The sequence below is a fragment of the Kaistia adipata DSM 17808 genome, from assembly GCF_000423225.1.
GTDB classification, from domain to species: Bacteria; Pseudomonadota; Alphaproteobacteria; order Rhizobiales; family Kaistiaceae; genus Kaistia; species Kaistia adipata.
In genome coordinates this window covers 205,503-230,388 of sequence record NZ_AUHO01000006.1, presented here as the reverse complement: position 1 = coordinate 230,388, position 24,886 = coordinate 205,503, and the positions used below count along the sequence as shown (strand labels likewise).

Below are 24,886 nucleotides of genomic sequence, written 5' to 3'. Positions count from 1 at the left end.
AAATCCTGTTTCGGGCCTTTACCGAATCCGTCAAACCCGCACTCGCTTGGTCTTGGCCTTCATCTCGCGGAAGCGGGCCGCCCAGCCCGGCTTCTCGACCTGGCGGCCGCGCGCGATCGCCAGCGCGTCCGGCGCGACGTCCTCGGTGATCACGCTGCCCGAGGCAACGTAGCCGCCGTCGCCGATCGTCACCGGCGCGACCAGCACGCTGTTCGAACCGATGAATGCGCCCTCGCCGATCACCGTCAGCGCCTTGTCGTAGCCGTCATAATTGCCGGTGACCGTGCCCGCGCCGAGATTCGCCTCGGCGCCGACCTTGGCGTCGCCGACATAGGTCAGGTGGCTGATCTTGGCGCCGGCGCCGACTTCGGCGTTCTTCACCTCAACGAAATTGCCGACCTTGCTCTTCGGGCCGAGCCGCGTGCCGGGGCGCAACCGGGCGAACGGACCGATCTCCGCGCCCGGCTCCAGATGCGCGCCCGTCAGGTGCGAATAGGCGTGGATCGTCACGCCTTCATCCACCGTCACCCCGGGGCCGAAGAAGACATTGGGCTCGATCGTCACGTCACGGCCGAGAACCGTGTCATGCGAGAGGAAAACGGTCTCAGGCGCGATCATCGTGATGCCGGCGAGCAGCGCCGCCTGCCGGGCGCGGTCCTGCCAGATGCGCTCGACGCCGGCGAGCTCGGCGCGGGTGTTGACGCCGCCAACCTCGGCGACATCCGCCTCGATGGCCACGACCTTCAGGCCGCGCTGGTTCGCGACTTCGACCGCGTCGGTCAGATAGTATTCGTGCTTGGCATTGCGGTTGTCGATGGCGTCCAGCAGCGACAGCACCGTCTCGCCCCGGAACCCCATCAGCCCGGCATTGCAGAAACCGATGCCGCGCTCATCCTCGGTGGCGTCGCGCTCCTCGCGGATGGCGACCAGTTGGCCGTCGCGCTCGATCAATCGGCCATAGCCGGTCGGCGCGTCGGTCCGGAAGCCGAGCACGACGACGGCCGCTCCCTTGGCGAGTTCGGCACGCATCCGCGCCAGCGTCTCCGGCCGGACCAAAGGCGTATCGCCATAGAGCACGAGGACATCCTCGACCGGCCGGGACATCGCCTCACGCGCCGCCAGCACGGCGTGGGCGGTGCCGAGGCGCTCGACCTGCTCGAAAACGGCCGCCGACGGCGCCAGCTTGGCTGCAAAGGCGCCGACCGCCTCGGAGCCCTTGCCGACGACCACGGCGAAGTGCCCGATTCCGGCGCCGGTCGCGGTCTTGAGCACATGGCCGATCATCGGCAGGCCGGCGACGGCGTGCATCACCTTGGGCAGCGTCGATCGCATCCGCGTGCCCTCGCCGGCGGCGAGGATGATGGCGAGCGAAGAGCGATCCGGCATGGTTCCTCCGAAGGAGCGGCGGCTGTGGCACGATGGGCGCAAGCTTTGCGCGATCGCGCCCGCGCCGGTCAAGCGACGATCAGCCGATTTTGGACAGCGCCGGGAAGGTTTCGAGAAGCCAGAACGACATGGCCGTCATCTGCCCGGTCAGGAACAGGATGCCGGCGATGATCAGGAAGACGCCCATCACCTTCTCGACCATCGGCATGTAGCGGCGGAAGCGCCGGAGACCGCCAATGAAGTGCTCGGCGAAACCGGCCGCGATCATGAACGGAATGCCGAGACCGAGCGAATAGATGGCGAGCAGGCCCGCCCCACTTCCCACCGTCTCCGTCGATCCGGCCACGGCGAGGATCGCCGCCAGCACCGGCCCGATGCACGGCGTCCAGCCGAAGGCGAAGGCGAGGCCAAGCACATAGGCGCCGGCAAGGCCGGCAGGCTGGTTGGCGACCTGGACACGCGCCTCGCGTTGCAGGAAGCCCAGCCGGAACACGCCGAGGAAGTGCAGGCCCATGACGATGATGATCAGGCCCGCGGCGACAGACAGGATCTCCTGCTGCCGCGCCACCATGCGGCCGAGCACCGACGCCGTCGCGCCGAGCAGGACGAATACCGTCGTGAAGCCCAGTACGAACGCCAGGGAGGCCCGCAGCACCATGCCGTGAACGCGGCCGTCGGAGCGGCTCGTCGTCACCTCGTCGAGACTGAGCCCGGTCACATAGCAGAGATAGGGCGGCACCAGCGGCAGCACGCAGGGCGAAATGAAGGACAGCAGCCCGGCGAACAGGGCGCCCCAGAGTGTGACGTCTGACGACATGGCCTCTCGGTCGTTCTCGCAGAAATCGATCGACGAACGGCCTCGCGCCATTCACGTCGGGCCGTTATACGGCAAAGTCCGGGACGAGACACGCGCTGCCCGCTCGGCCCTTTCGACGCAGGCGCCTCTCGTTGCAATCCCGCCACGGCCGCGCTTGGCGGCACGCCGCGCTTCCGGTAATGGGCATAGGCGCCTGTGCCCCGCAGGCGGCCATGGAAGGAAGAGCCGAATGATCGTGAGTTGTGGCGAGGCCCTGATCGACTTTCTGCCGGTCAAGGATGTGAACGGTAATGATTCCTACCAGCCCAAGGTGGGAGGCTCGCCCTACAATGTGGCGCTCACGACCGGCCGCCTCGGCATCCCGACCGGCTTTCTCGGCGGCATTTCGACGGACTTCTTCGGCGAGATGCTGACGGAGGAACTGGAGCGCAGCCAGGTCAGCCTGACATATGCCGGCCGCTCGGCGCGCCCGACCACGCTCGCCTTCGTCAGCCTGGCGCATGACGAGCCGCAATACGCCTTCTTCGACGAGAACTCGGCCGGCCGTCTGCATGACCCAGCGGCGCACGAGCCGATCGGCGACGAGGTCGAGGCGCTGCATTTCGGCTCCATTTCGCTCATTCCCGAGCCGATCGTCGATCGCCTCGCCGCCGTCATGGACGCCAACCGCGGCAAGCGCGTGATCTGCTACGACCCGAACGTCCGCCCGACGCTGATCCACGACCGCGACGCCTTCACCGCCCGCGTCGAAGCCTTCGCGAAGGGCGCGGACATCGTGAAGATCTCCGGCGCGGACCTCGAATGGCTCTATCCGGGTATCGATGCGGAGAAGGTCGCCGCCGGCTGGCTCGCCGCCGGGACCGGCCTCGTTGTCGTCACACGCGGCGGCAATGGCGTCACCGCCTATACGCCGACCGGCACGGTGTTCAGCCCGATTGTCCCGGTCACAATCGCCGACACGGTCGGTGCCGGCGACAGCTTCACCGGCGGCCTGCTGGCGCGGCTCTCCGAAAAGGGCCTCCTCAGCATCTCCGGCGTGCGCAACATCGACCACGCAGCCCTCAAGGACGCACTCGATTTCGCCAATCGCGTCGCCTCGATCACCTGTTCAAGGGCCGGCGCCAATCCGCCCTGGCGCCACGAAATCGCCGCCTGAACCGACGACGATGGCTTCCGCTCCAGCATGCGAAGGGGAAGCCGTGCCGAGACGACCGGGCCAGATCGTCATCCTGAACGGCGCGCCGCGATCCGGGAAATCCAGCATCGCGACCGCCATCCAGAACCGGTTCGATGGCCCCTGGATGAACCTCGGCGTCGACGCCTATGTCGACCCCGTCACGCCGGAGCGCTATCGGCCCGGCATCGGGCTGAGGCCCGGCGGCGAGCGCCCCGACCTCGAAGGGCTGATCCCGCGCCTCTACGCAGCCCTCTACGAATCGGTCGCCGCGCATAGCCGGCTCGGCCTCGATCTGGTTGTCGATGTCGGCCATCACGACAGCTATTCGCAGCCGCTCGGCATCCTGCCGGACTGCGCGCGCCGCCTCACCGGCCTGCCGGTTCTGTTCGTCGGCGTCCGCTGCCCAATCGAGATCATCATGGAACGCCGCAATCACGGACAGGTTGGCCGCGCGGGGCTCTATGCGACCGGAACTCCCGACGAGCCGATCCCCGCGCCGGTGCGGCTCTGGCAGAGCGAGGTGCACAAGCCCGGAATCTACGACCTCGAGGTAGATACGTCGGTGCTCAGCCCCGAGGCATGTGCAGGGCGGATCCGGCGGACGCTCGACAAACGGCGTACCGAACCAACCGCCTTCGAGCGGCTGGCCGCCCTGGCTCCGGTCACGCAAAGCTGAAGCACCGGGCGAAGCCTTTTGCCGTGACGGCGCGTATGAGGGGATCATGAGCAATCGCACGAGGTCCCGATGAACAGCCCCGCCGCTCCGGCGCAGCGCCTCTATCCCTGGCAGGACCGCAAGGGGATCTTTTCGCCGCTGAAGGCGATCGTCTTCGCCGGCGTGTTCCTGCCCGGCCTCTGGCTGATCGCCCGCGCGGCGATGGGCACGCTCGGCCCGCGCCAGATGATCGAGATCAACCACCAGGCAGGCCTCTGGGCGATCCGTTTCCTGCTGCTGACGCTAGCCGTGACACCGCTCCGACATGTCTGGCGCTGGCCCGAGCTGGTCTTCGTGCGCCGGACGCTCGGCAACGCCGCTTTCGCCTATGTGCTGATCCACCTCGTCGCCTATGCCGGCGATCTCGGCTGGGACATTCCGAAGGTGATCTCGGAGCTCTTCGCCCGCGTCTACCTGACCATCGGCCTGATGGTGCTGATCCTGCTGGTGCCGCTCGCCGCGACCTCGACCAACGGCATGATGAAGCGCCTCGGCGGCATCAACTGGCGCCGCCTGCATCGGCTCGTCTATCCGATCATCGGGCTCGCCGCGCTGCACTTCTTCCTGCAGTCCAAGCTCGGCGTCACCGAACCGATCGTCGTCGCGGCCGTCGCGGTGTGGCTGCTTTCCTGGCGTCTGCTCGCCGCCTGGCTCGGCGAGGCGCGAATCGCGACGCTTCCCGCCACGCTCGGCCTCGGCATTGCCATCACCATCGCAACCGCCTTCGGCGAGGCTCTCTATTACTATTCGAAGATCGGCGTCGCATTCGGCCGCGTGCTGCCGACGAATTTCAATCCGGCCGCCGGCATCCGCCCGGCCTGGATCATCGGCGGTATCGTTGTCGCGGTCGTGGCGGTCGCGGTCCTCCGCCGCCTGTTGGCGGAGCGGGCGCCGAAACGGACCGCGCGCCAGCGTCGGGCCGTTGCTGCCGGCGCTGATGGCCAGACGAAACCGCAGGAGACGACCGCGTAGGTCACCAGCCCTCAGGCCGGCTCGTCGTGACCCGGAATGCGCTCCCGGACGAGCGCCGCCATGTCAGCCGCGTCCCCCCGGTCCCGCGTCAGCCCCTCGACGACGCCGTGCCGGTCGAGAAGAGTCCGGTTCTGGCTCACCTTCCACTTGCCCTCGATGCGGGCGATCGGAATCTCCAGCCCGACGATCCCCTTCAGCTGGCCGGCGACGAAGGGGGCGGGCGCATCATCGACGCGCCAGGGCACCTGCCGGTCGCGCTCGCTCGCATCCGTGAGGTCGCCGACCTGCCGGCGCAGCCAATCCGGATCGTCGATCACGCGCGGCGTGCCCCAGGCATGCACGGTCGCATAGTTCCAGGTCGGCACCACCTTGTGATTCTCGGCCTTCGAGGCGTACCAGCTCGGCGTCACATAGGCGTTCGGGCCCTGAAATAGCACCATGGCCTCGGATCCGGCGCGCAAGGCCGCCAGCTGGTCATTCGCTTTGGCGAGATGGGCGCGCAACATGCCCCTCTCTCCCGAGCCGGGATCGACCAAAAACGGCACCAGATTGGCCATCAGCCCGCCCTCGCCGCTCGTCACCAGCATCGCGAGCGGATGGGCGCGCATCAGCGCGTGCATCACATCGATCCGGTCTTCCCGGAAATGGGGCGGCTGGTACAAGGCGGATCCTCGCGGTATCAGCCAGCGATCCTGCCACCCGCGCCCCGCCGTCGGCAAGGACCACTCAGACCGCGTCGTTGAAACGATACTCGTGCGCGCCGTCGTTCGGGTCGATCACCGTGCCGTCCTCGTTCACATAGCTCGGGCCGACCGGCACCTTGCCGTATCCGCCGGGGATGTCGAGCACATAGGTCGGCTGGGCTAGGCCGGACAGGCGGCCGCGCAGAGCGCGCATCAATGCCTGCCCCTCCGCGATCGAGGTGCGGAAATGGCTGGTGCCTGGCGCGAGGTCGCCGTGATGCAAGTAATAGGGCTTCACGCGGTTCTCGACGAAACCGCGCATGAGCGCCGCCATCGTCTCCGGATCGTCGTTGATGCCCTTGAGAAGGACCGTCTGGCTGACGAGCGCGATGCCAGCGTCGGCGAGGCGCGCCAGCGCCGCCCGCGCCTCCGCCGTCAGCTCGCGCGGGTGGTTGGCGTGGATCGCGACGTAGACGGTCTTGCCGGCATTGCGCAGCGCCGCCACGAGCTCCGGCGTGATGCGGGCGGGATCGACGACCGGCACGCGCGTGTGGAAGCGCAGGATCTTCACGTGATCGATGGCGCGGAAGCGCTCCAGCAGCTCGGCGAGCCGGCGCGGGGTGATCACCAGCGGGTCGCCGCCGGTGAAAACCACTTCCCAGATCTCCGGCCGCGCCTGAACATAGGCCAGCGCCTGCTCCAGCTCCGCCGCGCCGAGCATGGTCGGTCCGCCCGGGCCCACCGTCTCGCGGCGGAAGCAGAACCGACAATAGACCGCGCAGACATGCACCAGCTTCAGGAGCACGCGGTCGGGATAGCGGTGCACAAGCCCTGGTACCGGGCTGTGCGCGTCGTCGCCGATCGGGTCAGCCCGTTCCTCGGGCAGCGTCGTCAGTTCGGCCGTCGTCGGCACGAACTGCGCGGCGATCGGATCGGCCGGATCGGCCGGATCGATCAGCTCCGCGACCGCCGGCGTCACCGCGACGGCATAGCGCTCGGCGACCTGCTCCAGCCCAACGCGCGCGGAATCCGGTACGAGCCCGGCTTCGACCAGGGCTGCGGGCGAACGGAGCGTCAGCGATTTCTCGAACGGAACGACGGGTGAATGCGGCATGGCCGCACTCTTTCGATCATTCGGAGGCCGGTGTCCAGATCACCGAATCGATCCGGGGCGCCCCCGTGGCCAGCATGACAAGCCGATCGAAGCCGAGCGCGATGCCGGAGGCCGGCGGCATGATGGCGAGCGCGGCGAGGAAATCCTCGTCGAGCGGATAGCGCTCGCCGTAGAGCCGCTCCTTCTCGTCCATGTCCGCGTTGAATCGACGGCGCTGCTCGACGGGATCGGTGAGTTCGCCAAAGCCGTTCGCAAGCTCGACGCCACAGCAATAGAGCTCGAAACGCTCCGCGACGCGCGGATCGTCCGGCTTCGGCCGTGCCAGCGCCGCCTCGACAACGGGATATTCGCACAGGATCGTCGGCCGCCCCTGCCCCAGCTTCGGCTCCACTTTCTCCGAAATGATCCGGCTGAAAATGTCGCTCCAGCTGTCGTCGAAGACGATCCGGATTCCGGTCGCGCTCGCCTGCGCCGCCAGCGCGTCGCGATCGGCCGCCCCATCGGCGGCGATCGTCGCGAGCAGGTCGATGCCGGCAAACTCGAGGAAAGCCTCGGCGACCGTGACCCGCTCGGGTTCCGCGAATGGGTCCGACTCGGCGCCGCGATGCGCGAAGCGGTGGCTGCCTGCCGCCTCGGCGGCCCTGGCGAGCAACTCGGCGCAATCCGCCATCAGCGCCTCGTAGGGCGCCCGGGCGCGATACCATTCGAGCATCACGAATTCACAGGCGTGTCGCGGTCCCAGTTCGCGGTTCCGGAACACGGGACCGAGCGAATAGATCCGCTCCTCGCCCGCCGCCAGCAGCTTCTTGGCCGCGAATTCCGGAGAGGTGTGGAGATAGAGCGGTTGGCGGGTGCCATCCGGAAAGATCCGCTCGGTGGCGAAGGCGTGCAGATGCGCCTCGTTTCCGGGCGAAACCTGCAGGATGCCGCACTCGACCTCGAGGAAATCCTGCGATCGAAACCAGCCACGCATCGCCGCCTTTATCCGCCCGCGCTGCAGCAGCAGCGGGCGACGATCCGCATGCACATGCGGCGACCACCAGGGGGACGCGCTGGTCATTCTCACAGTTCTCCTGTCGTCCGGGCGGGGTCTGTCCGCCGGCGCCAATCAATTTCGACTGGCGCGAACGAGCGGAATCGCTATGGTGCGCGCCATTATCGCGCCTTTGTACGGCGCCGACGCCAATCTGAGGATTAATTCGTGAAGGTTATCGCCAGCCAGGTCCGCAAGGGCAACATCCTCGAAATCGAGGGCAAGCTCTATTCCGTGCTCATCGCCGAGAGCTTCCACCCCGGCAAGGGCACCCCGACGACGCAGATCGACATGCGCCGCCTGTCGGACGGCGTGAAGATCTCGAACCGCTACAAGACGACCGAGCAGGTCGAGCGCGCCTTCGTCGAAGACCGTGACTTCTCCTACCTGTACCAGGACGGCGAAGGCTTCACCTTCATGAACACCGAGAACTACGAGCAGCTCGTGGTCTCCCCGGACGTGGTCGGCGACGCCGCTCCCTACCTGCAGGAAGGCATGGTCGTCCGCCTGTCGATCTTCGAGGACCAGGCCGTCGGCATCGTCCTGCCGCAGCGCGTGACGCTCGAGGTCGTCGAGACCGAGCCGACCACCAAGGGCCAGACGGCCTCGTCGTCCTACAAGCCGGCAGTGCTGTCGAACGGCGTCCGCACCTCGGTTCCCCCGCATATCGGCCCCGGCACGCGAATCGTCGTGCTGACCGAGGACGGCTCCTACGTCGAGCGCGCCAAGGACTGATCCGGCCGCGACCATCCGCCAGAGCGGAAACAAGAACTAGTCAATGGCGCCGGAGCCTCTTCCGGCGCCATTTCTTTTTTGCGGACACGCCGTCCCGAAAAAATACCGGCAGGCACAAAGGTTCCGCCACGTCGGCCGGCGCCGCGGATCCGGCCGGAGTGCCAGCCCGTCTTCCGACATTGCCCTCGGCGGAACCCTCGAACTGGAACAGGCCAGAACATCCGGACTGAGATGTTAGATCGCGGCGGCGACGACTGGACTGCACAAGATATAGTTCAACTCTTCTATTGACTTCATTGCCCGTTATCCGTGAATTTGGTTGTGGGTCGGACTGGGGGGTCCTGCGCGCATCGTCGAGCCATTCGGCGCGCGTCGCGGGCGCCTTGGGGCGCGGTGGGCAATGACATGATGATCAGCATCTTCGTTCTGGGAGTGGGCGCGCTCTTCTTCGCTGTGGCCGGCATTCTGACGAGCGACCTGGTCCATAGCCTCGCGCCCTATTCGCTTTTCCTGCTCATCAGCCTGGCCCTGTCCCTCACCCTTGGCTTCGTGCTCTTCAGGGGGCAACTTCGCCTCAAGCGCGCGCTCGGGCGCTCCTATCGGAAGCAGCGCCAGCTCAACGCCAGCACGCGGACCGACGCGCTCACCGGCCTGCCCAATCGCACGGCGTTCATGCGGGCGCTTGAAAAGGCGCTCGCGCGGTCGCTCCAGGTTGGCCAGTCGGCAACCGTCGTCCTGATCAATCTGGACCGCTTCAAGTCCGTCAACGACACCTATGGGCATTCGGCCGGCGACGACGTGCTGCTTGAGACCGCGCGCCGGCTCGGCGCCTTCAAGGAAGCGAACACTACCCTCGCAAGGCTCGGCGACGACGAGTTCGCCCTGCTGCTAGAGAACGATGGCGACGTGATGGCCGAGCGCATCGCGCGCCGGCTGCTCGAATGCCTCGCGGCGCCGGTGCCCATCGCGACCGGCTTCGTCCGCCTCGGGGCGACGGTCGGGCTGGCCACCTCGAACGAAGGCGCCGATACGGCGGAGACGCTCCTGCGCGCCGCCGACGTGGCGTTGCGCGAGGCCAAGCGCCATGCGCGCGGCACGGTGCGCGCCTTCGAGGCCGGCGTCGACCAGGCCCTGGAAGACCGACGGGTTCTGGAGCTCGACCTGCGCCGCGCCATAGCGACCGGCGAGATCGTGCCCTACTACCAGCCGCTGATCGCCCTCAATGGTGATCGCCTCATCGGCTTCGAGGTTCTCGCGCGCTGGCAGCACCCGAAGCATGGCATCATCCCGCCGGCGTCGTTCATCCCCCTGGCCGAGGAATCCGGCCGCATCGGCGAGATGTTCGAGATGCTGCTCGCGCGCGCTTGCGCCGATGCCCGGAACTGGCCGTCGGACCTGCGGCTCTCCGTCAACATCTCGCCAATCCAGTTCGCCGAACGGTACATGGCGGCGCGCATCCTCGCGATCCTCGCCCAGGCCAATTTCCCGCCGTCGCGCCTGGAGCTGGAGATCACCGAGAGCTCGCTGGTCAACGAGGTCTCCTCGGCGCGCGACATTCTCAACACACTGCGCGGTGCCGGCGTGTCCGTCGCCCTCGACGATTTCGGAACCGGCTACTCCAGCCTGCGCCACCTGAGCGACCTGCCGGTCGACCGGCTGAAGATCGATCGCGACTTCGTCGCGAGCGCGCAGCGCAACGAGGAAGACTGGCGGCTGATTCGCGCCATCGTGCAGCTTGCCGGCGCGTTCAACCTCGCCACCACGGCCGAGGGAATCGAGGCGCCCGAGATCCTGTCGACGCTGCGGGAGCTCGGCTGCGACATCGGCCAGGGCTATCTCTTCGGCCGCCCCGTTTCCGCGGAGCAAACGAGCCTCTGGCTCCAGCAGCGCCCCGTGCTCCACGCGCTCGCGTCCTGACGGCGGTCCGGGAGCGGTTCCGCCTCGGAACGGACGCAATTGCGGCAGAGCAAGGCGAAAACATCGGCACGGAATTCGCATCATGAGACAGCAGCCGCTCAACCAGCGTTTGCGCATCCACCTGATCCAGACGGGCGCCCTGTTCATCGCGGCCGCGCTTCTGGTCGCCCGCCCCGTCCTCAGCGGCCGGACGCACGAGTTGCTCGAGATGGTGGGCTTCGCGCTCGTCCTCATCTGCGTGGCTGGCCGGATGTGGAGCATCCTCTATATCGGCGCGCGCAAGAACCGCGACCTGACGACGCTCGGCCCCTATTCGATGACGCGCAATCCGCTCTACCTGTTCTCGACGATCGGGGCGGTCGGCGTCGGGCTGATCTACGGTTCCCTCGTCGTCGCGCTGCTGCTGGGCGCGCTCAGCTATGCCGCCTTCCTGCTCACGGCCCGCAAGGAAGCCGACCATCTACGTGTCCTGTTCGGCGAACGCTATGCCGCCTATGCCGAGCGGACGCCGATCTTCTGGCCGAACCCGTTGCTCTACCGCGACTCGGCCGAGATGGCTTTTTCGCCGGACGCCCTTCGCCGAACCTTCCTCGACGGCCTGCTCTTCCTCGCCATCTTCCCGGCCATGGAAGCGCTCGAGCATATCCAGTCGAGCGGGATGCTGCCCACCCTCTTCCGTTTCTACTAGAGCCGCCCCCGAACGGGCCGCTGCTGGGGACCCCACCTCCCATACTGCGCCTGCGCCCAGGCGCGCGATCTCATCGGCGATGGACACCGCGACGGCGGCCGTCGTGGAACGATTGAGCGCGCATGGCGACGACGCGGCCGGGCCGCCCGCGCCCGACGTCCGGAATCGCGCAACATTACAATTCCGACATGCTCGCCAGGGGTGCTGGAATCCAACAATGCGCGGTGGGAAAATTCCCATTTGGCCGGGTTCCGGCAATATCCGAGCCAATCCGAAGCACTGCTTTCCTGGGAGACAAGCCATGAAACAGTTCATCGCGCCGACGATCCTCGGCGTGTCGCTGCTGGCAACCTCAGCCGGCCTGGCGCTCGCCGCCAATGTCCACACGACGACGGGTACGACGGGTCAGCCGAATCAGACGATCGGATCGGCCCAGACTGGCAGCGTCACGCCGGGCCAGTCCGCCAGCGCCCCCGGCTCTGCGTTCAACCCGGATGGCACCGCAGGAACCCACTACGCAGGCACGCAACCCCAGAACTCGAACAATCCGAAGAGCGTGTCGCAATACGACGTGGCCGGCTTCCAGCAGTCGCACAAGCCGAACCCGTAGCCAAACGGGTGGCCCGGGATCCAACGGCGTTGCCAGCCGAACGGCTTCGCCGCGATCCCATGCGAGGTCGCGGTGAAGCCTGCGGTGTCAGGCAAGGCGGGACATGAAATGGAGCGGATCGGCGCGGCAAGCGCGGCGCCGGAGATCCGAGATGATTGGCGACCCCGGCAGGATTGCGATTGTTCAGTGATTTCAAGCCGCTGCCCTTCCCAAACCGGAATTGCAGACCCGAGGGGAATCAAGGCTTTCGGCGTCGTTTTCCCAAACCTATAGTCGCTCCCATGTCACCCTCCCCCGCCGAGATCCGCACCATCATAAAGGGCCTCGCCCTAGCGATAGGCGTGGCCGTTGCGTATGGCGGTCATTGGATGGGGTGGTGGTGAGCCAGAAAGAAATCGGCCCGGAAATTTCTGGAGAAAGAAACGGCCCCGAGGGTTGGATCTCGGAGCCGCTTAAGGTTGCTAGCGTTTCTCGGGGCCCTGTTAGTGCCATCCCGATCTAGCAACAGGCTCACACCGGAGCGTGAGCGATAGGATCGACGCGGGCCGGGCTTGATACCGGCTGGTGCCACATTGCCCTCTCTCGGCGGGGCTGCTCATGGGGTGGGGGCACCGTGGCCGCCCCCAACTGCGCGCTTCCTTCAGCGCCGCCGCGTCGCCCTCGATTCTACCCCATGCCGATTCGCGTGTGAATCCCTGCTATGGTGGGAGGACTGGAGGATGCGACATGGCCGAAGAGCGCAAGGAAGACATCACGATCCGACTGGCTCTTGCGGCGCTGGACACCGAAGACGTGGATCCGGCCGAGCTGGAAGCGCTTTTGCGCGAAGCGATCACGACGATTGAAACGCTGCGCGTGCTCGTGGGCATACGCGAAGAGATCGAGCTCGAGGATATCGAGCCTGAGGGGAACGTTTGACCACCGAGCAACTAACCCTGCGCCGTGAGTCCGAGCACATCTATCGAGTATGGCTCGGCGAGAAGCGCGTCGGGTCCATCACCGGACAGGAAGTCGGCGGCCGGAGCTATTGGACGTGGTCGGTAACGGCCATGTTGCCCACCCCTCCTACCTACACCGGCGGCTCGGCGGATACGCGCGAGGAAGCCATGAGCGGCTTCAGGGCGACGTTCGAGAGGATACTAGCCGGGCCGCACCATTGGATGCCGGAGCCCGCGAAATGGACGCCGGGTCTGGGAAATGGCTGGGTTGACCCCAGCTATCTGAATGGCGCCTCAAAGAGCAGGTAGGCCATCAGCCACCACAACCCGATCGACGTTGCGATCAGCCCGACATAGACGGATCCCCGCACAATGGCGGTCCCAACACGATGTGACATTGCCGTAGCCCCATTGTGCCCCAAGTCACTTCGTGATGATGACGTTAGGTCAGGCGACACTCAATGGCGGCCGTGCAACACTTCGAGCCTGTTTGGATCTGGGAGAGGCCGGGAAGCCGTCCCGCCATCGGCAGCGTCCGTGCCGCGGCAGAATGGCTGTTGTTCTTCTGGCCGGAGGCGTTCACAGACGGGAAGGCAGACGTCGCGGCCGCGAGAGAGGCGTCGGGTCGCCGCCGAGGAGGCTGGCATCTAGGCGGGCGCAATCGAGAAGCCTCCGGAACGGCCGAAGCGAAAGCGGATCTGGGTGAGAGCGCTCACCTTGTCGAGGACGGCGCCAAGGCCACCATCGTTCTTGATCATGACGTCGATGGGGAAGTCAATGACCTCCGAGGAGTGATTTGCAGGCGATCCCGCCCCGGAAGGGGACTTGTGATATAAGCAGTTTCAATACCTTAGAAAAAGTGCGGAGAAAACGCCTCCATTCAATGCATTGAGGTTTTCGGCTTGCGCCCCGCACCTCGATTATCTGAACCATCTTCTCTGAATCGAGTTTTCTCCCGATGCCCGAGTCAATCTCCGTCCAGTTGCAGTCTTGCGGGCTCAGATAGGCTGATCCAACCGCTACGTTCCTGCGTACTAGTTGGCATCACAGCGTCTGACTGGAGTGAGGCGATGTACAGCAGCAAGCTGAGACTGGTGGTTTTCGTGATACTGACTCTGTCGTCCATAATGCCTGCGTCGGCCGGCCAGTTTTCCCTGGAGCGCTACTTCGCCGGCAAGACATCGGCGATTGGCAGCTTCAGCGCCATCAACGGCGTAAAACGCGACTTCACCGTCGATCTTCACGGCACGTGGAACGGCCACACGCTGATACTGGTCGAGGACTTCGTCTATTCGGATGGTGAGCGAGACCACAAGACTTGGCGCTTCCGTAAGGTCGCTCCGAACCAGTATCGCGGCACCCGCGAGGATGTCGTCGGCGACACGCTGGTGACCATCACCGGCAACACGGCGCGCTTCACCTATCTCGTCGACCTCGACGCGGCACGAAAGCGCAATCGCGTCCGCTTCCACGACACGATGACGCTGCAGGACAGCGGCCGGCTGATCAACAACGCCACGATCACCAAGTTTGGCATTCCCGTCGCCAAGACCCGGGTCGAGTTCAGCCGTTGAAGCAACGCGGCCGCCCGGACGACCCCGTCGGCCATCGCCAACGAATGTGGGAGAGGATCATGACGGCCTATCTCGAAAAGCTACTGTCGATTGCCGCCTTTGCGGCTGGGTTTCCGGCGGCGGCAAGCGCAGCGGAACTCAGTGGGCCCGAAATCAAGGCGCTGATCGGGGGCGAAAAGGTTCGCCTAAGCACGCCGTTCGGCATCGCGCTGCCGCTCGAATATCGCAAGGATGGCGTGGTCCTCGGCGATGTCTCCGGCTTCTCGGCGGCGCGCATGCTGGCGCCCAGCGAAAAGGGACGGTGGTGGATCGCCGGAAATTCGCTCTGCCAGAAATGGCCGACCTGGTATGATGGCCGCCAGTTTTGCTTCAAGGTAACCTCGCTGGGCGGCAGCAAAATCACCTGGCTGCGCGACGACGGCGCTTCCGGCACCGCCCGGATCGGGCCCTAGTGGCGCGCGACGAGGCATCGGATCCGGGACGGCCCGGACGGGCGGCGCTTCTCGCCTATGCCTTGCCGGCGGTGCCGCTGGCGGCGATCGCGCTGCCGCTCTATGTAATCGTGCCGACCTTCTACGCCGACCATCTCGGGATCCCGCTCGAGGCGATCGGCACGGTGCTGCTCATGATCCGCCTGGTCGACGCCGCCAGCGATCCCGTGATCGGCTGGCTGTCGGATCGGGTGTCACCGAAGGCTGGGCGAAGGCGGACCGTTTTTCTCCTGTCGCTGCCGCTCACGGCCCTGTCGGCCTTCATGGTGTTCTGGCCGCCGGGCACGGCCGGAACCGGCTACCTCGCCTTCTGGGGCATCCTGCTCTCGATCGGCTATACGGCGACGCTGCTGCCCTATACCGCCTGGGGCGCCGAGCTTTCGACCGACTATCGCGGCCGTTCGATCGTCTCGGCCTATCGCGAGGGCGCGACGCTGGTCGGCACACTGATCGCGATCGTCCTGCCTTTCGCCGTCGGCATGGACCGGATCGACGGCTTTCACGGATTGGCGGCGGTCGCCGGGCTCGTTCTCGTCGCCGTTCCCGCCTTCGGGCTGGTGGCGGCCTGCGCCGTGCCGGAGCCGGCCAACCGCTCGATATCGCGGCTCTCGCTTTTCGACAGCCTGCGCCATCTCGTCCGCAACAGGCCCTTTATCCGCTTGGTCGCCGCCTTTCTCCTGAACGGCTTCGCCAATGCGATACCCGCGACGCTGTTCCTCTATTTCGTGTCCGAGCGGCTGGCGGCGGAAGCGCTGCGCGGGCCGCTGCTCTTCCTCTATTTTCTCTGCGGCATCCTGGGCGTCCCGATCGCCGTCTGGGTCTCCGCCAGGGCCGGCAAGCATCGCAGCTGGTGCGGGGCGATGATCCTTGCTTGCGTCGTCTTCTTCTTTTCCGGCCTCCTCGGCTCCGGCGACGTTGCCGCCTTCGCCGTCATCTGCGCGCTGACCGGCGTGCTGCTCGGCTTCGATCTCGCGCTTCCGCCGGCGATCCAGGCCGATGTCATCGATTGCGACACGGCGCTCTCCGGCGAACAGCGCACCGGCGTCTATTTCGCCGCCTGGGGCCTCGCCACCAAGCTGTCGCTGGCGCTGGGCGTCGGCCTCGTCTTTCCCGTGCTCGCCTGGTCGGGCTTCGTGCCGGGAAGCGAGGACGCCGTGCCGGAATTCGCGCTCGATACGCTGGCGATGCTCTATGCGTGGCTGCCGATCCTGCCGAAGCTCGCGGCGATCGCCATCATGTGGAACTTCCCGCTCGGCCAGGAGGCGCAGGTCGCGCTGCGCGGCCGCATCGAGCAGGCCGCCCGGAAGCCGGGCGCCGCCTGATCAGCCGCCGCTTCGGGCCGCGATCCATGTCGTGACGAAATAGCCGGAGGTGGCGGCGAGGCTAGTCAGGAAGGTGCCCCAGGCGATGTCCACGAGGCTGAGCGACAGCGACCAGTTCTTCAGCGTCGCCAGATTGGTCATGTCATAGGTGCCGTAGGCGACAAGCCCAAGCACGGCCCCTCCGACGAGCGCGGTGACGACGCTGCCGCCGCTCACGGCGGGCAGGACGGCGAGATAGACCACGCCGGCGACATAGACGAGATAAAACAGCCCCGCCGCGACAGAGTTCGGCTGGTCGAGCAGTATCTCGCCCATCCGGCTGCGATAGAAGCGCGACGTCATCGTCGAGAGCCAGATGAAATCGACTCCGAAGAAGACGATGGCGGTGGCGAGGTAGGGGACGGCGTAGGTCTGGAACATCATCGATCTCTGCATCGCTTGGCGCGCGCCGCTCCCTCAAATTCCGAGAAGAGGCTGGATGGCCCGCAAGATCCAGCTGCGGAAGCGCAGCGGCGCGTCGGTGACGGCGAGGCAGATGCAGTCCTCGCCCGGCGTCGCGACCGGCTGGTGCGTCAGGCTGGCATCGGCATCCTCGATATCGCCGCGGGCGAACAAATCGTTGCCATCGGCGAAGCTGCCGGAAAGCACGAGCGTCAGTTCGCGCCCGCCATGGCCGTGCTCGGGCACCGGCTTGCCGGCCGGGATCCGCAGCAGGCGCACCTGAGTCTCGTTGTCGGCGGTCGGAATTCGGATCTGCGAGGCGCCACGGCCGAGCGAGCGCCAGCGCAGCGTCTCGACGTCGCGGCCGAGATAGGATCGAAGCGGCTCCGGCAGTCCGCCGGCGCGCCGGGCGGCCGGCGCAGCGGGCGCCGCCGACGGCGGCGTCGGAGACGACTTTGCGATGCGGCGGCGCACGGCCTCCCAGGACGCATCCGTCCCGGGCGCGGCGGCGTCGGAACTTTCGAGCAGTTCTCCGCCTATGCCCTCGGCGAACGCCAGGCGCTGCCGGCAGGCGGGGCAAAGCGCCAGATGCGTCGCCACGGCCAGGCTCCAGCCTTCGGCTAGGCTGCCGGCGGCGTAGCTGACCAGCAGATCGTCGCTCAGATGATGGCGGATCGTCACGACGTTTCTCCCTTCCGATCGAGCGCGGCGCGCAGCTTGCTGAAGGCAAGGCGCAGTCGCGACTTGACGGTACCGAGCGGCATGTTGAGGCGGGCTGCGATGGCACTGTGCGAATTGTCCTCGAAGAAGGCGAGCCTCAGTAGCGCCACCTGCTCTTCCGGCAGGGTCGCCATCGCCTGATGCAACTGGACGGATACTTCCTGCGCCTCGAACATCTCATCGGCCGGCGCGACATCGTCCGGCACGAAGGCAGGATCATTCGGATCGAATTCTGGGCGCTTGTCGCGCCGGAACGCGTCGATGCGCAAATTGCGGGCGATGGTGAAGATCCATGTCGAGGCCGCGCCCTTGGCCGGATCGAAGCGGTCCGCCTTGTTCCAGACGGCGATCATGGTTTCCTGCATCAGTTCCTCGGCCGAATGGCTGTCGCCGGCCTGCCGCGCCATGAAAGCCCTCACGCGCGGGGCGAAGTACCGAAACAGCACCTCGAACGCCTCGAGATCGCGCCGCTCGCCGACCGCGACCAGCAGCGCTGCCAGATCCGGCTTTGCCTCGTTCTCTGTCGTACGGCGCATTTCAACCCTTCCCCACCCGCGATGCGGAGGCCCGGCTCGCCGCAGCGGCGCCGCTGCCACGAATTTCTTTTGCCACGCGGGTGCGGCGATTGGAATGTGCGTGTTCATGCTGGATATACGCTGCCCGGCAGCAGGCGGATCATCGTCGCCAGTTTTTTCGCTGCCGATGGATCCGGGGCGCGTTTCCTTCCGTATCACCACCATCAAGCAAATAGGCGCGGAAAGGCAGAACGTGCGAGTTGAAGCCAAGGGCCACCGATCAGCTGGGCGCAGCGTCGCCGTGGTCGGTTCGGGAATATCCGGCCTGTCCGCCGCATGGCTGCTGAGCCAGACGATGCGCGTTACGCTCTATGAGAGTGAAGCGCGGCTTGGCGGCCACTCCAATACCGTAGAGGCGCCGACCGCCAGAGGCCCGATCGCCGTTGACACCGGCTTCATCGTCTACAATGAGCGCAACTACCCGAACCTCGTGGCTCTGTTCGAGGAGATCGGAGTCCAGACGTCGACATCGGAAATGTCGTTCGCGGCCTCGCTCGACGGCGGCAAGCTCGAATATTCCGGCTCCGGCCTGAACGGGCTGATGGGCCAGCGCGGCAATGTCGTGCGGCCGCGTTTCTGGCGGATGATCCGCGATATCTTGCGCTTCTACCGCGAGGCGCCCGATCTCCTTCGGCGCAGCGATCTCGAAGGGATGACGCTAGGCGAGTATCTCGACAGGAACCGCTATGCGGCGGCCTTCGTCGAAGACCATCTTCTGCCGATGGGGGCCGCTATCTGGTCCATGACGGCGCGCGAGATGAGCAACTATCCGCTGCAGGCCTTCGTCCGCTTCTTTGCGAGCCACGGCCTGCTCAACCTCGTCGACCGGCCGATCTGGCGGACCGTGCAGGGCGGCAGCCGCGAATATGTCCGGCGCCTCAGCGCCAGCTTCACGGAGGGCGTCCGCCTCAAGACCCCGGTCGCCCGGATTGCGCGCGAGGACGGCGGCGTCGTCATCACCGATGCTTCGGGCCATGCAGACCGCTTCACCGATGTCGTGATCGCCACCCATGCCGACCAGGCGCTTCGCCTTCTGGGCGATGCGGACGGGCAGGAACGGTCCGTCCTCGGCGCCTTCCGCTATACTGACAACTTGGCTGTGCTGCATTCCGACGACCGCTTGATGCCGAGGCGGAAGCGCGTCTGGTCGAGCTGGAACTATATCGGCGAGCGCCAGAACGACGGGTCGCAGCCGCTCTGCGTCACCTACTGGATGAACCGCCTGCAGAATCTCGACCACCGGCATCCGCTGTTCGTGACGCTCAATCCGACGCGCGACATCGACCCGGCCAAGAGGATCGAAAGCTTCCGGTATACCCATCCGCTGTTCGACCAGCCGGCGCTCGACGCGCAGAAGCAGCTCTGGCGGCTGCAGGGCCGGCGAAACACCTGGTTCTGCGGCGCCTATTTCGGCTACGGATTCCACGAAGACGGACTGCAGTCCGGTCTGGCGGCGGCAGAAGATCTCGCCGATGTCCGCCGCCCCTGGAAGGTCGGCGATGAATCCGGCCGCATCACGCTGGCGCCGCTCCGCGAGGCAGCCGAATGAGCGGTCAATCCGCCCTTTTCCTCGGCGACGTCATGCATGCCCGGCTCAGGCCGCGCCGTCACAAGCTGCACTATCGCGTCTTCTCGCTGCTGCTCGACCTCGACGAACTGCCGGCAATCAGCGCTAGCTCGCGCCTGTTCGGCCACAATCGCCGCGCGTTGCTCAGCTTCTGGGACAAGGACCATGGCGATGGTACCGCCGGCTCGCTGCGCGCCTGGATTGAGGCCCGGTTGATCGAGGCCGGGTGCCACGAGGCCGGCATGAGCCTCCGCGTGCTCTGCTATCCACGCATTTTCGGCTACGCCTTCAATCCGCTCACCGTTTATTTCTGCTACGCGCCGGGCGGCGCGTTGCGCGCCATCCTCTACGAGGTCTGCAACACCTTCGGCGAGCGCCACACCTATGTCATCGCCGTCGCCAATGACGCGACACGCTCGGTTCGCCATGGCTGCGCCAAGGAACTCTACGTCTCGCCCTTCCTGCCGATGGCCTGCTTCTATCGCTTCGATATCGAGCCCCCCGGCGAGGCCATCCGGGTGCGGATCGACGAATCGGATGCCGAAGGGCCCGTGCTCGTCGCCTCCTTCACCGGCAAGCGCCAGCCGATGACGGACCGAAACCTGCTCCGCGCCTGGCTGCGCCATCCGCTGATGACGCTTAAGGTCACGGCGGGAATTCACTGGGAGGCACTGCGCATCTGGCGCAAGGGCGTTCCCGTCCATCGGCATCAGGCCGCCACGAGCCCTGTTGCCATCACCATCGTCACGACCGGATTAAAGGATGCGGGAACCCATGAGCCACGTTGAAGAGAAAGCGGTCCCGGCCGGAGCCTTTCTCACCCCGCTCTGGTCGCATGTCTTTCGCGGTTGGGCCGACCGGATCGTCGCGGGACAGCTGACGATCCAGTTTCCCGACGGCACCAGCCATGTCGTTCGCGGCCCCCTGCCCGGCCCCTGCGCCAATCTGAATCTGCGCAACGGCAGACTGCTATGGCGTATGGCCGGCGGTGGCAGTCTTGGCCTGGCGCGAGGCTACATTGAGGGCGACTGGGACACGACTGATCTCAGCGCGCTGCTGGAACTCGGGCTGGTTAACGAGCAAGCGCTGCATTCGCTGCTCGATGCGCCGGGCCTTGGCCGGCTGCTGGCCTATCTCCGGCATCGCCGCCGCGCCAACACCCGCGCCGGCAGCAAGCGCAACATCGCCTTCCACTATGACCTCGGCAATGATTTCTACCGTGAATGGCTCGATGAGACGATGACCTATTCGTCGGCGATCTTTGCTCATCCCGAGCAGTCGCTCGCAGAGGCGCAGCTCGAGAAATACGCCCGCGTCGTACGGGAACTTGGCCTTGGCGCCGACGACCACGTTCTGGAGATCGGCTGCGGCTGGGGCGGGTTCGCAGAGTTCGCGGCGCGCGAAACCGGATGCCGGATCACCTGCCTGACTCTGTCGCGCGAGCAAGCGAGATTTGCTAGGGATCGGATCGCGGCGGCAGGCCTCGCCGAGCGGGTCGAGATCCGGCTCGAGGACTATCGTGACTGCGCGGGCCAGTTCGACAAGATCGTCTCGATCGAGATGTTCGAGGCGGTCGGAGAGGAGAACTGGCCGACCTATTTCACGGCCCTGCGCACGCTGCTGAGGCCGGGCGGCCGCGCCCTGCTGCAGGTCATCACCATCGCCGAGGCCAGCTTCGAGGAATACCGCCGCAAGGCCGATTTCATTCAGACCTACATCTTCCCGGGCGGTATGCTGCCCTCCCGCACGGCCTTTGCGGCGGCGGCCTCGGCGCAAAAGCTCCACCTTGTCAGTTCGCAATTCTTCGGCCGCGACTACGAGAAGACGCTTCAGATCTGGGACACAACCTTCTCGGCAGCTTGGCATCGCATCCAGGCGCATGGCTTCGACGCGCGGTTCCGGCGCATGTGGCACTACTACCTGCAATACTGCGCCATCGGCTTTCGCGCCGGTAAGATCGACGTTGGGCAGTTTCTCCTTCAACGTCCGGGCTAGTCGGTGAAATTGGAGAAGAAAATCCATTTCTATCGGACGGCTAGAGCGCACAGGTTGAAAATAGTTGAGAGTGCGGCCGAAGCTCGCGAGTTCCGATGCTCGACACTTGCGAGGCTATTGGAACGCATGTCGCGACCACACGAATGGTTGGAAAGACCCATCGCTGAAGCGCGAGTTCGGAAGGAACGTCATGCGGAGCGCTGAATGGACTGCTGGTCTTCAGGAGCGGGGCGAGCGGTTGGCTTGGGTAACCGGAGCCGGGACCGGAATCGGTCGCGCGCTGGCGCGTCGCCTGGCCAGCGAGGGCTGGTATGTCGCTGTCAGCGCACGAACGGTTCGGCATCTGGAGTCTCTCGCTGCCGAGAATAGAAATCGGATTCATCCATTTCCACTCGACGTGACGGACGCCGGAGCGGCTGCAAATACCGTCGACCGGATTGAGGCGCAGCTTGGGCGACTAGACTTGGTCGTCCTGAATGCTGGCACCTATCGCCGCGACGGAGCCGCTGAGTTCGACGCTGCCGCGTTTCGTGCCATTGTCGACGTCAACCTCATGGGGACTGTCAACTGTCTGGCTCCCCTCCTGCCGCGGATGCTGGAGCGTCAGGAGGGTCAGATAGCCGTGGTCTCTTCGGTCGCCGGATACATCGGCTTGCCGGGCGCTGCCGCCTATGGCGCGACGAAGTCGGCCCTCATGAACATGTGCGAGGCGCTCTACCCGCAACTGGCAGCCAGCCACGTCTATCTAAGCGTCATCAATCCGGGGTTCGTGGATACGCCGTTGACGCAAAAGAACGATTTTCCCATGCCTTTCTTGATCTCCACCGAGGAAGCTGTCGATCGAATTATGGCGGGACTGCAGTCAAGGCGCTTCGAGATAGCCTTTCCTCGCCGGATGGTGCTCTTGCTGAAACTGCTTGCCCTCTTGCCGGCTCCCCTGATTTTCGCGATTACCCGGCGACTCATACGCTGACGGAAGGTGGACTCCAGTAGCAGGTCGAATCAGAATTGTAATTTTACCTCACTCTGTTGCAGAATTCGATGTCGCGACGAATGGCTTCATGCCGGTGTATGCTAAAGGACCCGTGGACAATACAGCCGACGATCACCTGGAAACGCAATTCATTACTATATAATTGACGACAGCCATGTGACTTTAAGCCACCATTATTACTTTCGACCGCTTTCATATACAGCCAAAATTATCCAACATCTCGGGTCAGAGAGCGAATCTCTGGATCAATCTCTACGTTCGATCTGGACCATTTCGCTGCAATACAAAAATGGGCGGCGCCCGAACCACTTGGCCGCCGCCCACGACACGTTAAGCCTACTTCGGGAGGAGAACGGCGTTAACGACGTGGATGACACCGTTCGACTGCTCGACGTCTGGAACAGTAACCTGCGCGGCCCCACCTGACTCATCGATTATGTAGACACGCTTGCCTTTCAGCTCGGCCGTAAGCGCATCGCCGCTCACCGTATTCATATTATACTTTCCGCCGTTCTTCTTGATCTTGCGCACCAAGTCCTCGGCGGTGACTTTCCCGGCCACGACATGCGCAGTCAGGATCTTCGTCAGCTGGTCCTTGTTCTCCGGCTTCAGAAGCGTCTCGACGGTTCCCTTCGGCAACTTGTCGAAGGCCTTGTTGGTCGGTGCGAACACAGTGAAGGGGCCAGGGCCTTCAAGCGTCTTCACGAGATCGGCCGCCTTCACCGCAGCGACGAGGGTCGTGTGGTCCTTCGAATTGACCGCGTTCTCCACGATGTTCTTGCTGGCGTACATCGGCGCGCCGCCCACCATCGGATTGGACGCGTAGGCAGCCCCCGACATCGCAAGGGCGATCGAAAACACGGCCGCTTTGAACAACTTCATAGTCAAATGTCCTCCAAGTTGCGCAGTTTGTCTCGCAGTGCCTTCTACGAGAGGAGCGGCCAACTGGTTTCGCGAAGATGTTGAGTTGAGCAACCGCTCGCCGCCAGGGTGCACGTCGGAGCGACTGGACGTCGCGGGCGCCTGAATGGCGGCTGCTAGGCCCGGCCCAAACCTCGGATCTTCGGCGACCAGCCAGGCAGACAGGTTAAGCTCGGCCCCCTCCGCCCGATTGAGGATTGGACCGCCGTCAGTTCAGTGGGATCGCCCGATATGATTCAAGACTTCAAGCCCGCCGCGGTCCGGGATGGGAGTGGCAAGATCGGCAACATTACCGATGTCGAGCTCGCAGCTGAATGGTTGGCTCGCTTGCTTTTGGCCAAATTGGCATTCGAACAGCGCCAGCCATTTTTAGGCCTGTATCGCATGCCTCCTATCGGCAGATGACCAGGCAGGTCCTGTAAACGGGCCCTTTCCGGGTGCGTAGAAGGTTGCCAATTCCTACTTACGCTCCCCGAGACCCCGCGAGCGAATACCCGCCGACATCCAGGAAGCCGGTCACAGTCGAAGCGCCGCTTGGCTCAGTGCAGGGTCCAGCGCAGCAGCCCGACGTCATATCCAAGGGGCTTCACCTTGGCCTGCGGCATTCCTCGAACCTCCGCGGATGGCTTGGCAGCACGCGTCAGGATCCAGAGGTAACGGCCGGACGTTGGCCTGCTGCCGGTTTCGTGGACACCGAGATAAGGTGTTTGACGGAACTGGAGAGTGTGAATGCAACGAAGGAAGTTCAGCCGCGAGTTCAAGCTTGAGGCGGTGAGGTTGGTGAAGGATCGGGGCGTTGCTGGGCACCAGCCAATTCGAGGAGCATCACTAAAGATCCGCGATCCATCGCAAAAATTCAGAATTACCTTGCTTCAGACACATTCCACCCTTAGGTTTGCAAAATCGAACATGCGCAGAGCTCTGTTCTGGCTGATAAAGCCACAACGATTTTTCCTCACATCTTCGGTATTTGTGGCGCACCGCTCCGCGGGGCGACCTGTTATACACTCGATCCTGAAAGGGAAATCGTATGTCTATTGGAACAGTCAAGTTCTTCAACGAAACCAAAGGTTTCGGCTTTATCCAGCCGGATAATGGCAGCACCGACATCTTCGTCCATATCTCGGCCGTCGAACGATCTGGGATGTCGACGCTTCGTGAGGGCCAGAAGGTCAGCTACGACTCCGTCCCCGACAAGCGCAACGGTAAGTTCTCGGCTGAAAATCTTCAGGCCGCCTAACTAAGCGAACTTGAGCGGTGACCACGGATGTACTGGCACCACGCTCGTTCGCTAGAGAAGGTCGGGCTTTGCCCGGCCTTTTTTTTATTTCAGGAGCCCCCGTGAAAACGCAACTGATGAAGCCCCCCCTAGCGCCAACAGAAAGCCGACTCAACGACGCTGGCAGCTCATGAGATTATTGAGCGCTATCAGGCGTTGACCGCAGCTAAAACAGAGCGTCTTCGTGCGCAGAGATTGGCCTATCAAGCAGCGTATCCTGAA

At 64.9% G+C, this 24,886-nt stretch carries 27 protein-coding genes; 18 read left to right on the top strand and 9 right to left on the bottom strand.

The genetic code is table 11. The annotated features are described in order from the left end of the window. Positions 1 to 30 precede the first annotated feature (30 nt). On the bottom strand, positions 31 to 1,386 hold the full coding sequence (glmU, locus tag G539_RS0101400; RefSeq protein WP_029073613.1) for a bifunctional UDP-N-acetylglucosamine diphosphorylase/glucosamine-1-phosphate N-acetyltransferase GlmU: 1,356 nt from the start codon (positions 1,384 to 1,386) through the stop codon (positions 31 to 33). Between the two features lie 79 nt (positions 1,387 to 1,465). Continuing rightward, complete coding sequence (locus G539_RS0101395) at positions 1,466 to 2,203, bottom strand: cytochrome c biogenesis CcdA family protein (RefSeq protein WP_029073612.1); 738 nt, start codon at positions 2,201 to 2,203, stop codon at positions 1,466 to 1,468. Between the two features lie 229 nt (positions 2,204 to 2,432). On the opposite strand from G539_RS0101395, the gene G539_RS0101390 reads away from it, so the two are divergent. The 3 genes from G539_RS0101390 to G539_RS23300 all read left to right on the top strand — a co-directional run bounded on the left by G539_RS0101390 (position 2,433) and on the right by G539_RS23300 (position 5,067). Then, positions 2,433 to 3,359 carry a carbohydrate kinase family protein gene (locus tag G539_RS0101390; protein WP_029073611.1) on the top strand — a complete coding sequence of 309 codons (927 nt, stop codon included), beginning with the start codon at positions 2,433 to 2,435 and terminating at the stop codon, positions 3,357 to 3,359. A gap of 43 nt (positions 3,360 to 3,402) precedes the next feature. After that, a complete protein-coding gene (locus G539_RS0101385) occupies positions 3,403 to 4,056 on the top strand; it encodes a chloramphenicol phosphotransferase CPT family protein (RefSeq protein ID WP_029073610.1) in 654 nt (217 codons plus the stop codon). 69 nt (positions 4,057 to 4,125) lie between these two features. Continuing rightward, positions 4,126 to 5,067, top strand: a complete 942-nt coding sequence (locus tag G539_RS23300) for a protein-methionine-sulfoxide reductase heme-binding subunit MsrQ (protein WP_051230994.1) — start codon at positions 4,126 to 4,128, stop codon at positions 5,065 to 5,067. 11 nt (positions 5,068 to 5,078) lie between these two features. Here G539_RS23300 and G539_RS0101375 read toward each other — a convergent pair whose 3' ends face one another. The 3 genes from G539_RS0101375 to epmA all read right to left on the bottom strand — a co-directional run bounded on the left by G539_RS0101375 (position 5,079) and on the right by epmA (position 7,924). Then, complete coding sequence (locus G539_RS0101375) at positions 5,079 to 5,729, bottom strand: FMN-binding negative transcriptional regulator (RefSeq protein ID WP_029073609.1); 651 nt, start codon at positions 5,727 to 5,729, stop codon at positions 5,079 to 5,081. 64 nt (positions 5,730 to 5,793) lie between these two features. Next, positions 5,794 to 6,864: a lysine-2,3-aminomutase-like protein gene (locus G539_RS0101370; RefSeq protein WP_029073608.1), complete on the bottom strand. Its 1,071-nt coding sequence runs from the start codon at positions 6,862 to 6,864 to the stop codon at positions 5,794 to 5,796. A gap of 16 nt (positions 6,865 to 6,880) precedes the next feature. Beyond that, positions 6,881 to 7,924, bottom strand: a complete 1,044-nt coding sequence (gene epmA / locus G539_RS0101365; protein WP_029073607.1) for an EF-P lysine aminoacylase EpmA — start codon at positions 7,922 to 7,924, stop codon at positions 6,881 to 6,883. A 141-nt stretch (positions 7,925 to 8,065) separates the two neighbouring features. On the opposite strand from epmA, the gene efp reads away from it, so the two are divergent. From efp to G539_RS0101315, 9 genes are all read left to right on the top strand, one after another. Further along, a complete protein-coding gene (gene efp / locus G539_RS0101360; RefSeq protein WP_029073606.1) occupies positions 8,066 to 8,632 on the top strand; it encodes an elongation factor P in 567 nt (188 codons plus the stop codon). 405 nt (positions 8,633 to 9,037) lie between these two features. Next, positions 9,038 to 10,549, top strand: a complete 1,512-nt coding sequence (locus tag G539_RS23295; RefSeq protein ID WP_156911738.1) for a putative bifunctional diguanylate cyclase/phosphodiesterase — start codon at positions 9,038 to 9,040, stop codon at positions 10,547 to 10,549. An 82-nt stretch (positions 10,550 to 10,631) separates the two neighbouring features. Beyond that, positions 10,632 to 11,237 (top strand): methyltransferase family protein, encoded by a 606-nt coding sequence (locus G539_RS0101350; RefSeq protein WP_029073605.1) that lies wholly within the window; start codon positions 10,632 to 10,634, stop codon positions 11,235 to 11,237. A 301-nt stretch (positions 11,238 to 11,538) separates the two neighbouring features. After that, positions 11,539 to 11,847, top strand: coding sequence for an adenylate cyclase (locus G539_RS23290; protein WP_210162772.1), 309 nt, complete (start codon positions 11,539 to 11,541; stop codon positions 11,845 to 11,847). A gap of 726 nt (positions 11,848 to 12,573) precedes the next feature. After that, positions 12,574 to 12,765, top strand: coding sequence for a hypothetical protein (locus G539_RS0101340; RefSeq protein WP_029073604.1), 192 nt, complete (start codon positions 12,574 to 12,576; stop codon positions 12,763 to 12,765). Next, a complete protein-coding gene (locus G539_RS0101335; protein WP_029073603.1) occupies positions 12,762 to 13,094 on the top strand; it encodes a hypothetical protein in 333 nt (110 codons plus the stop codon). The genes G539_RS0101340 and G539_RS0101335 overlap by 4 nt, the downstream gene beginning before the upstream one ends. Positions 13,095 to 13,855: 761 nt before the next feature. Beyond that, positions 13,856 to 14,359 (top strand): DUF3833 family protein, encoded by a 504-nt coding sequence (locus G539_RS0101325; RefSeq protein WP_029073602.1) that lies wholly within the window; start codon positions 13,856 to 13,858, stop codon positions 14,357 to 14,359. Between the two features lie 59 nt (positions 14,360 to 14,418). Continuing rightward, entirely contained in the window at positions 14,419 to 14,811 is a 393-nt protein-coding gene (locus tag G539_RS0101320) for a hypothetical protein (protein ID WP_029073601.1), read from the top strand. Continuing rightward, positions 14,811 to 16,172, top strand: a complete 1,362-nt coding sequence (locus G539_RS0101315) for an MFS transporter (RefSeq protein WP_029073600.1) — start codon at positions 14,811 to 14,813, stop codon at positions 16,170 to 16,172. The genes G539_RS0101320 and G539_RS0101315 overlap by 1 nt, the downstream gene beginning before the upstream one ends. Here G539_RS0101315 and G539_RS0101310 read toward each other — a convergent pair whose 3' ends face one another. Genes G539_RS0101310 through G539_RS0101300 form a run of 3 tightly spaced genes read right to left on the bottom strand, consistent with a single transcriptional unit; the run spans position 16,173 to position 18,073 of the window. After that, entirely contained in the window at positions 16,173 to 16,595 is a 423-nt protein-coding gene (locus G539_RS0101310) for a DUF2177 family protein (protein WP_425402338.1), read from the bottom strand. A gap of 33 nt (positions 16,596 to 16,628) precedes the next feature. Next, positions 16,629 to 17,294, bottom strand: coding sequence for a ChrR family anti-sigma-E factor (locus tag G539_RS0101305; RefSeq protein WP_029073598.1), 666 nt, complete (start codon positions 17,292 to 17,294; stop codon positions 16,629 to 16,631). Next, on the bottom strand, positions 17,291 to 18,073 hold the full coding sequence (locus G539_RS0101300) for a sigma-70 family RNA polymerase sigma factor (RefSeq protein ID WP_342665049.1): 783 nt from the start codon (positions 18,071 to 18,073) through the stop codon (positions 17,291 to 17,293). Before G539_RS0101300 ends, G539_RS0101305 begins: the two co-directional genes overlap by 4 nt. A 28-nt stretch (positions 18,074 to 18,101) precedes the next feature. On the opposite strand from G539_RS0101300, the gene G539_RS0101295 reads away from it, so the two are divergent. The 4 genes from G539_RS0101295 to G539_RS0101280 all read left to right on the top strand — a co-directional run bounded on the left by G539_RS0101295 (position 18,102) and on the right by G539_RS0101280 (position 22,443). Next, a complete protein-coding gene (locus G539_RS0101295; RefSeq protein WP_029073596.1) occupies positions 18,102 to 19,457 on the top strand; it encodes an NAD(P)/FAD-dependent oxidoreductase in 1,356 nt (451 codons plus the stop codon). After that, positions 19,454 to 20,263 carry a DUF1365 domain-containing protein gene (locus G539_RS0101290; RefSeq protein WP_029073595.1) on the top strand — a complete coding sequence of 270 codons (810 nt, stop codon included), beginning with the start codon at positions 19,454 to 19,456 and terminating at the stop codon, positions 20,261 to 20,263. The genes G539_RS0101295 and G539_RS0101290 overlap by 4 nt, the downstream gene beginning before the upstream one ends. Beyond that, positions 20,250 to 21,470 carry an SAM-dependent methyltransferase gene (locus G539_RS0101285; RefSeq protein ID WP_029073594.1) on the top strand — a complete coding sequence of 407 codons (1,221 nt, stop codon included), beginning with the start codon at positions 20,250 to 20,252 and terminating at the stop codon, positions 21,468 to 21,470. Before G539_RS0101290 ends, G539_RS0101285 begins: the two co-directional genes overlap by 14 nt. Before the next feature lie 190 nt (positions 21,471 to 21,660). Beyond that, complete coding sequence (locus tag G539_RS0101280) at positions 21,661 to 22,443, top strand: SDR family NAD(P)-dependent oxidoreductase (protein ID WP_051230990.1); 783 nt, start codon at positions 21,661 to 21,663, stop codon at positions 22,441 to 22,443. A 357-nt stretch (positions 22,444 to 22,800) separates the two neighbouring features. On the opposite strand, the gene G539_RS0101275 is transcribed toward G539_RS0101280, so the two are convergent. Next, positions 22,801 to 23,346: a fasciclin domain-containing protein gene (locus G539_RS0101275; RefSeq protein WP_029073592.1), complete on the bottom strand. Its 546-nt coding sequence runs from the start codon at positions 23,344 to 23,346 to the stop codon at positions 22,801 to 22,803. A gap of 270 nt (positions 23,347 to 23,616) precedes the next feature. Between G539_RS0101275 and G539_RS26900 the strand changes: the two genes are divergently transcribed. Both G539_RS26900 and G539_RS0101265 read left to right on the top strand, forming a co-directional pair. Next, positions 23,617 to 23,790 carry a hypothetical protein gene (locus G539_RS26900; protein ID WP_156911736.1) on the top strand — a complete coding sequence of 58 codons (174 nt, stop codon included), beginning with the start codon at positions 23,617 to 23,619 and terminating at the stop codon, positions 23,788 to 23,790. Positions 23,791 to 24,415: 625 nt separating this feature from the next. Further along, a complete protein-coding gene (locus G539_RS0101265; RefSeq protein WP_029073591.1) occupies positions 24,416 to 24,625 on the top strand; it encodes a cold-shock protein in 210 nt (69 codons plus the stop codon). Positions 24,626 to 24,886: the final 261 nt, after the last annotated feature.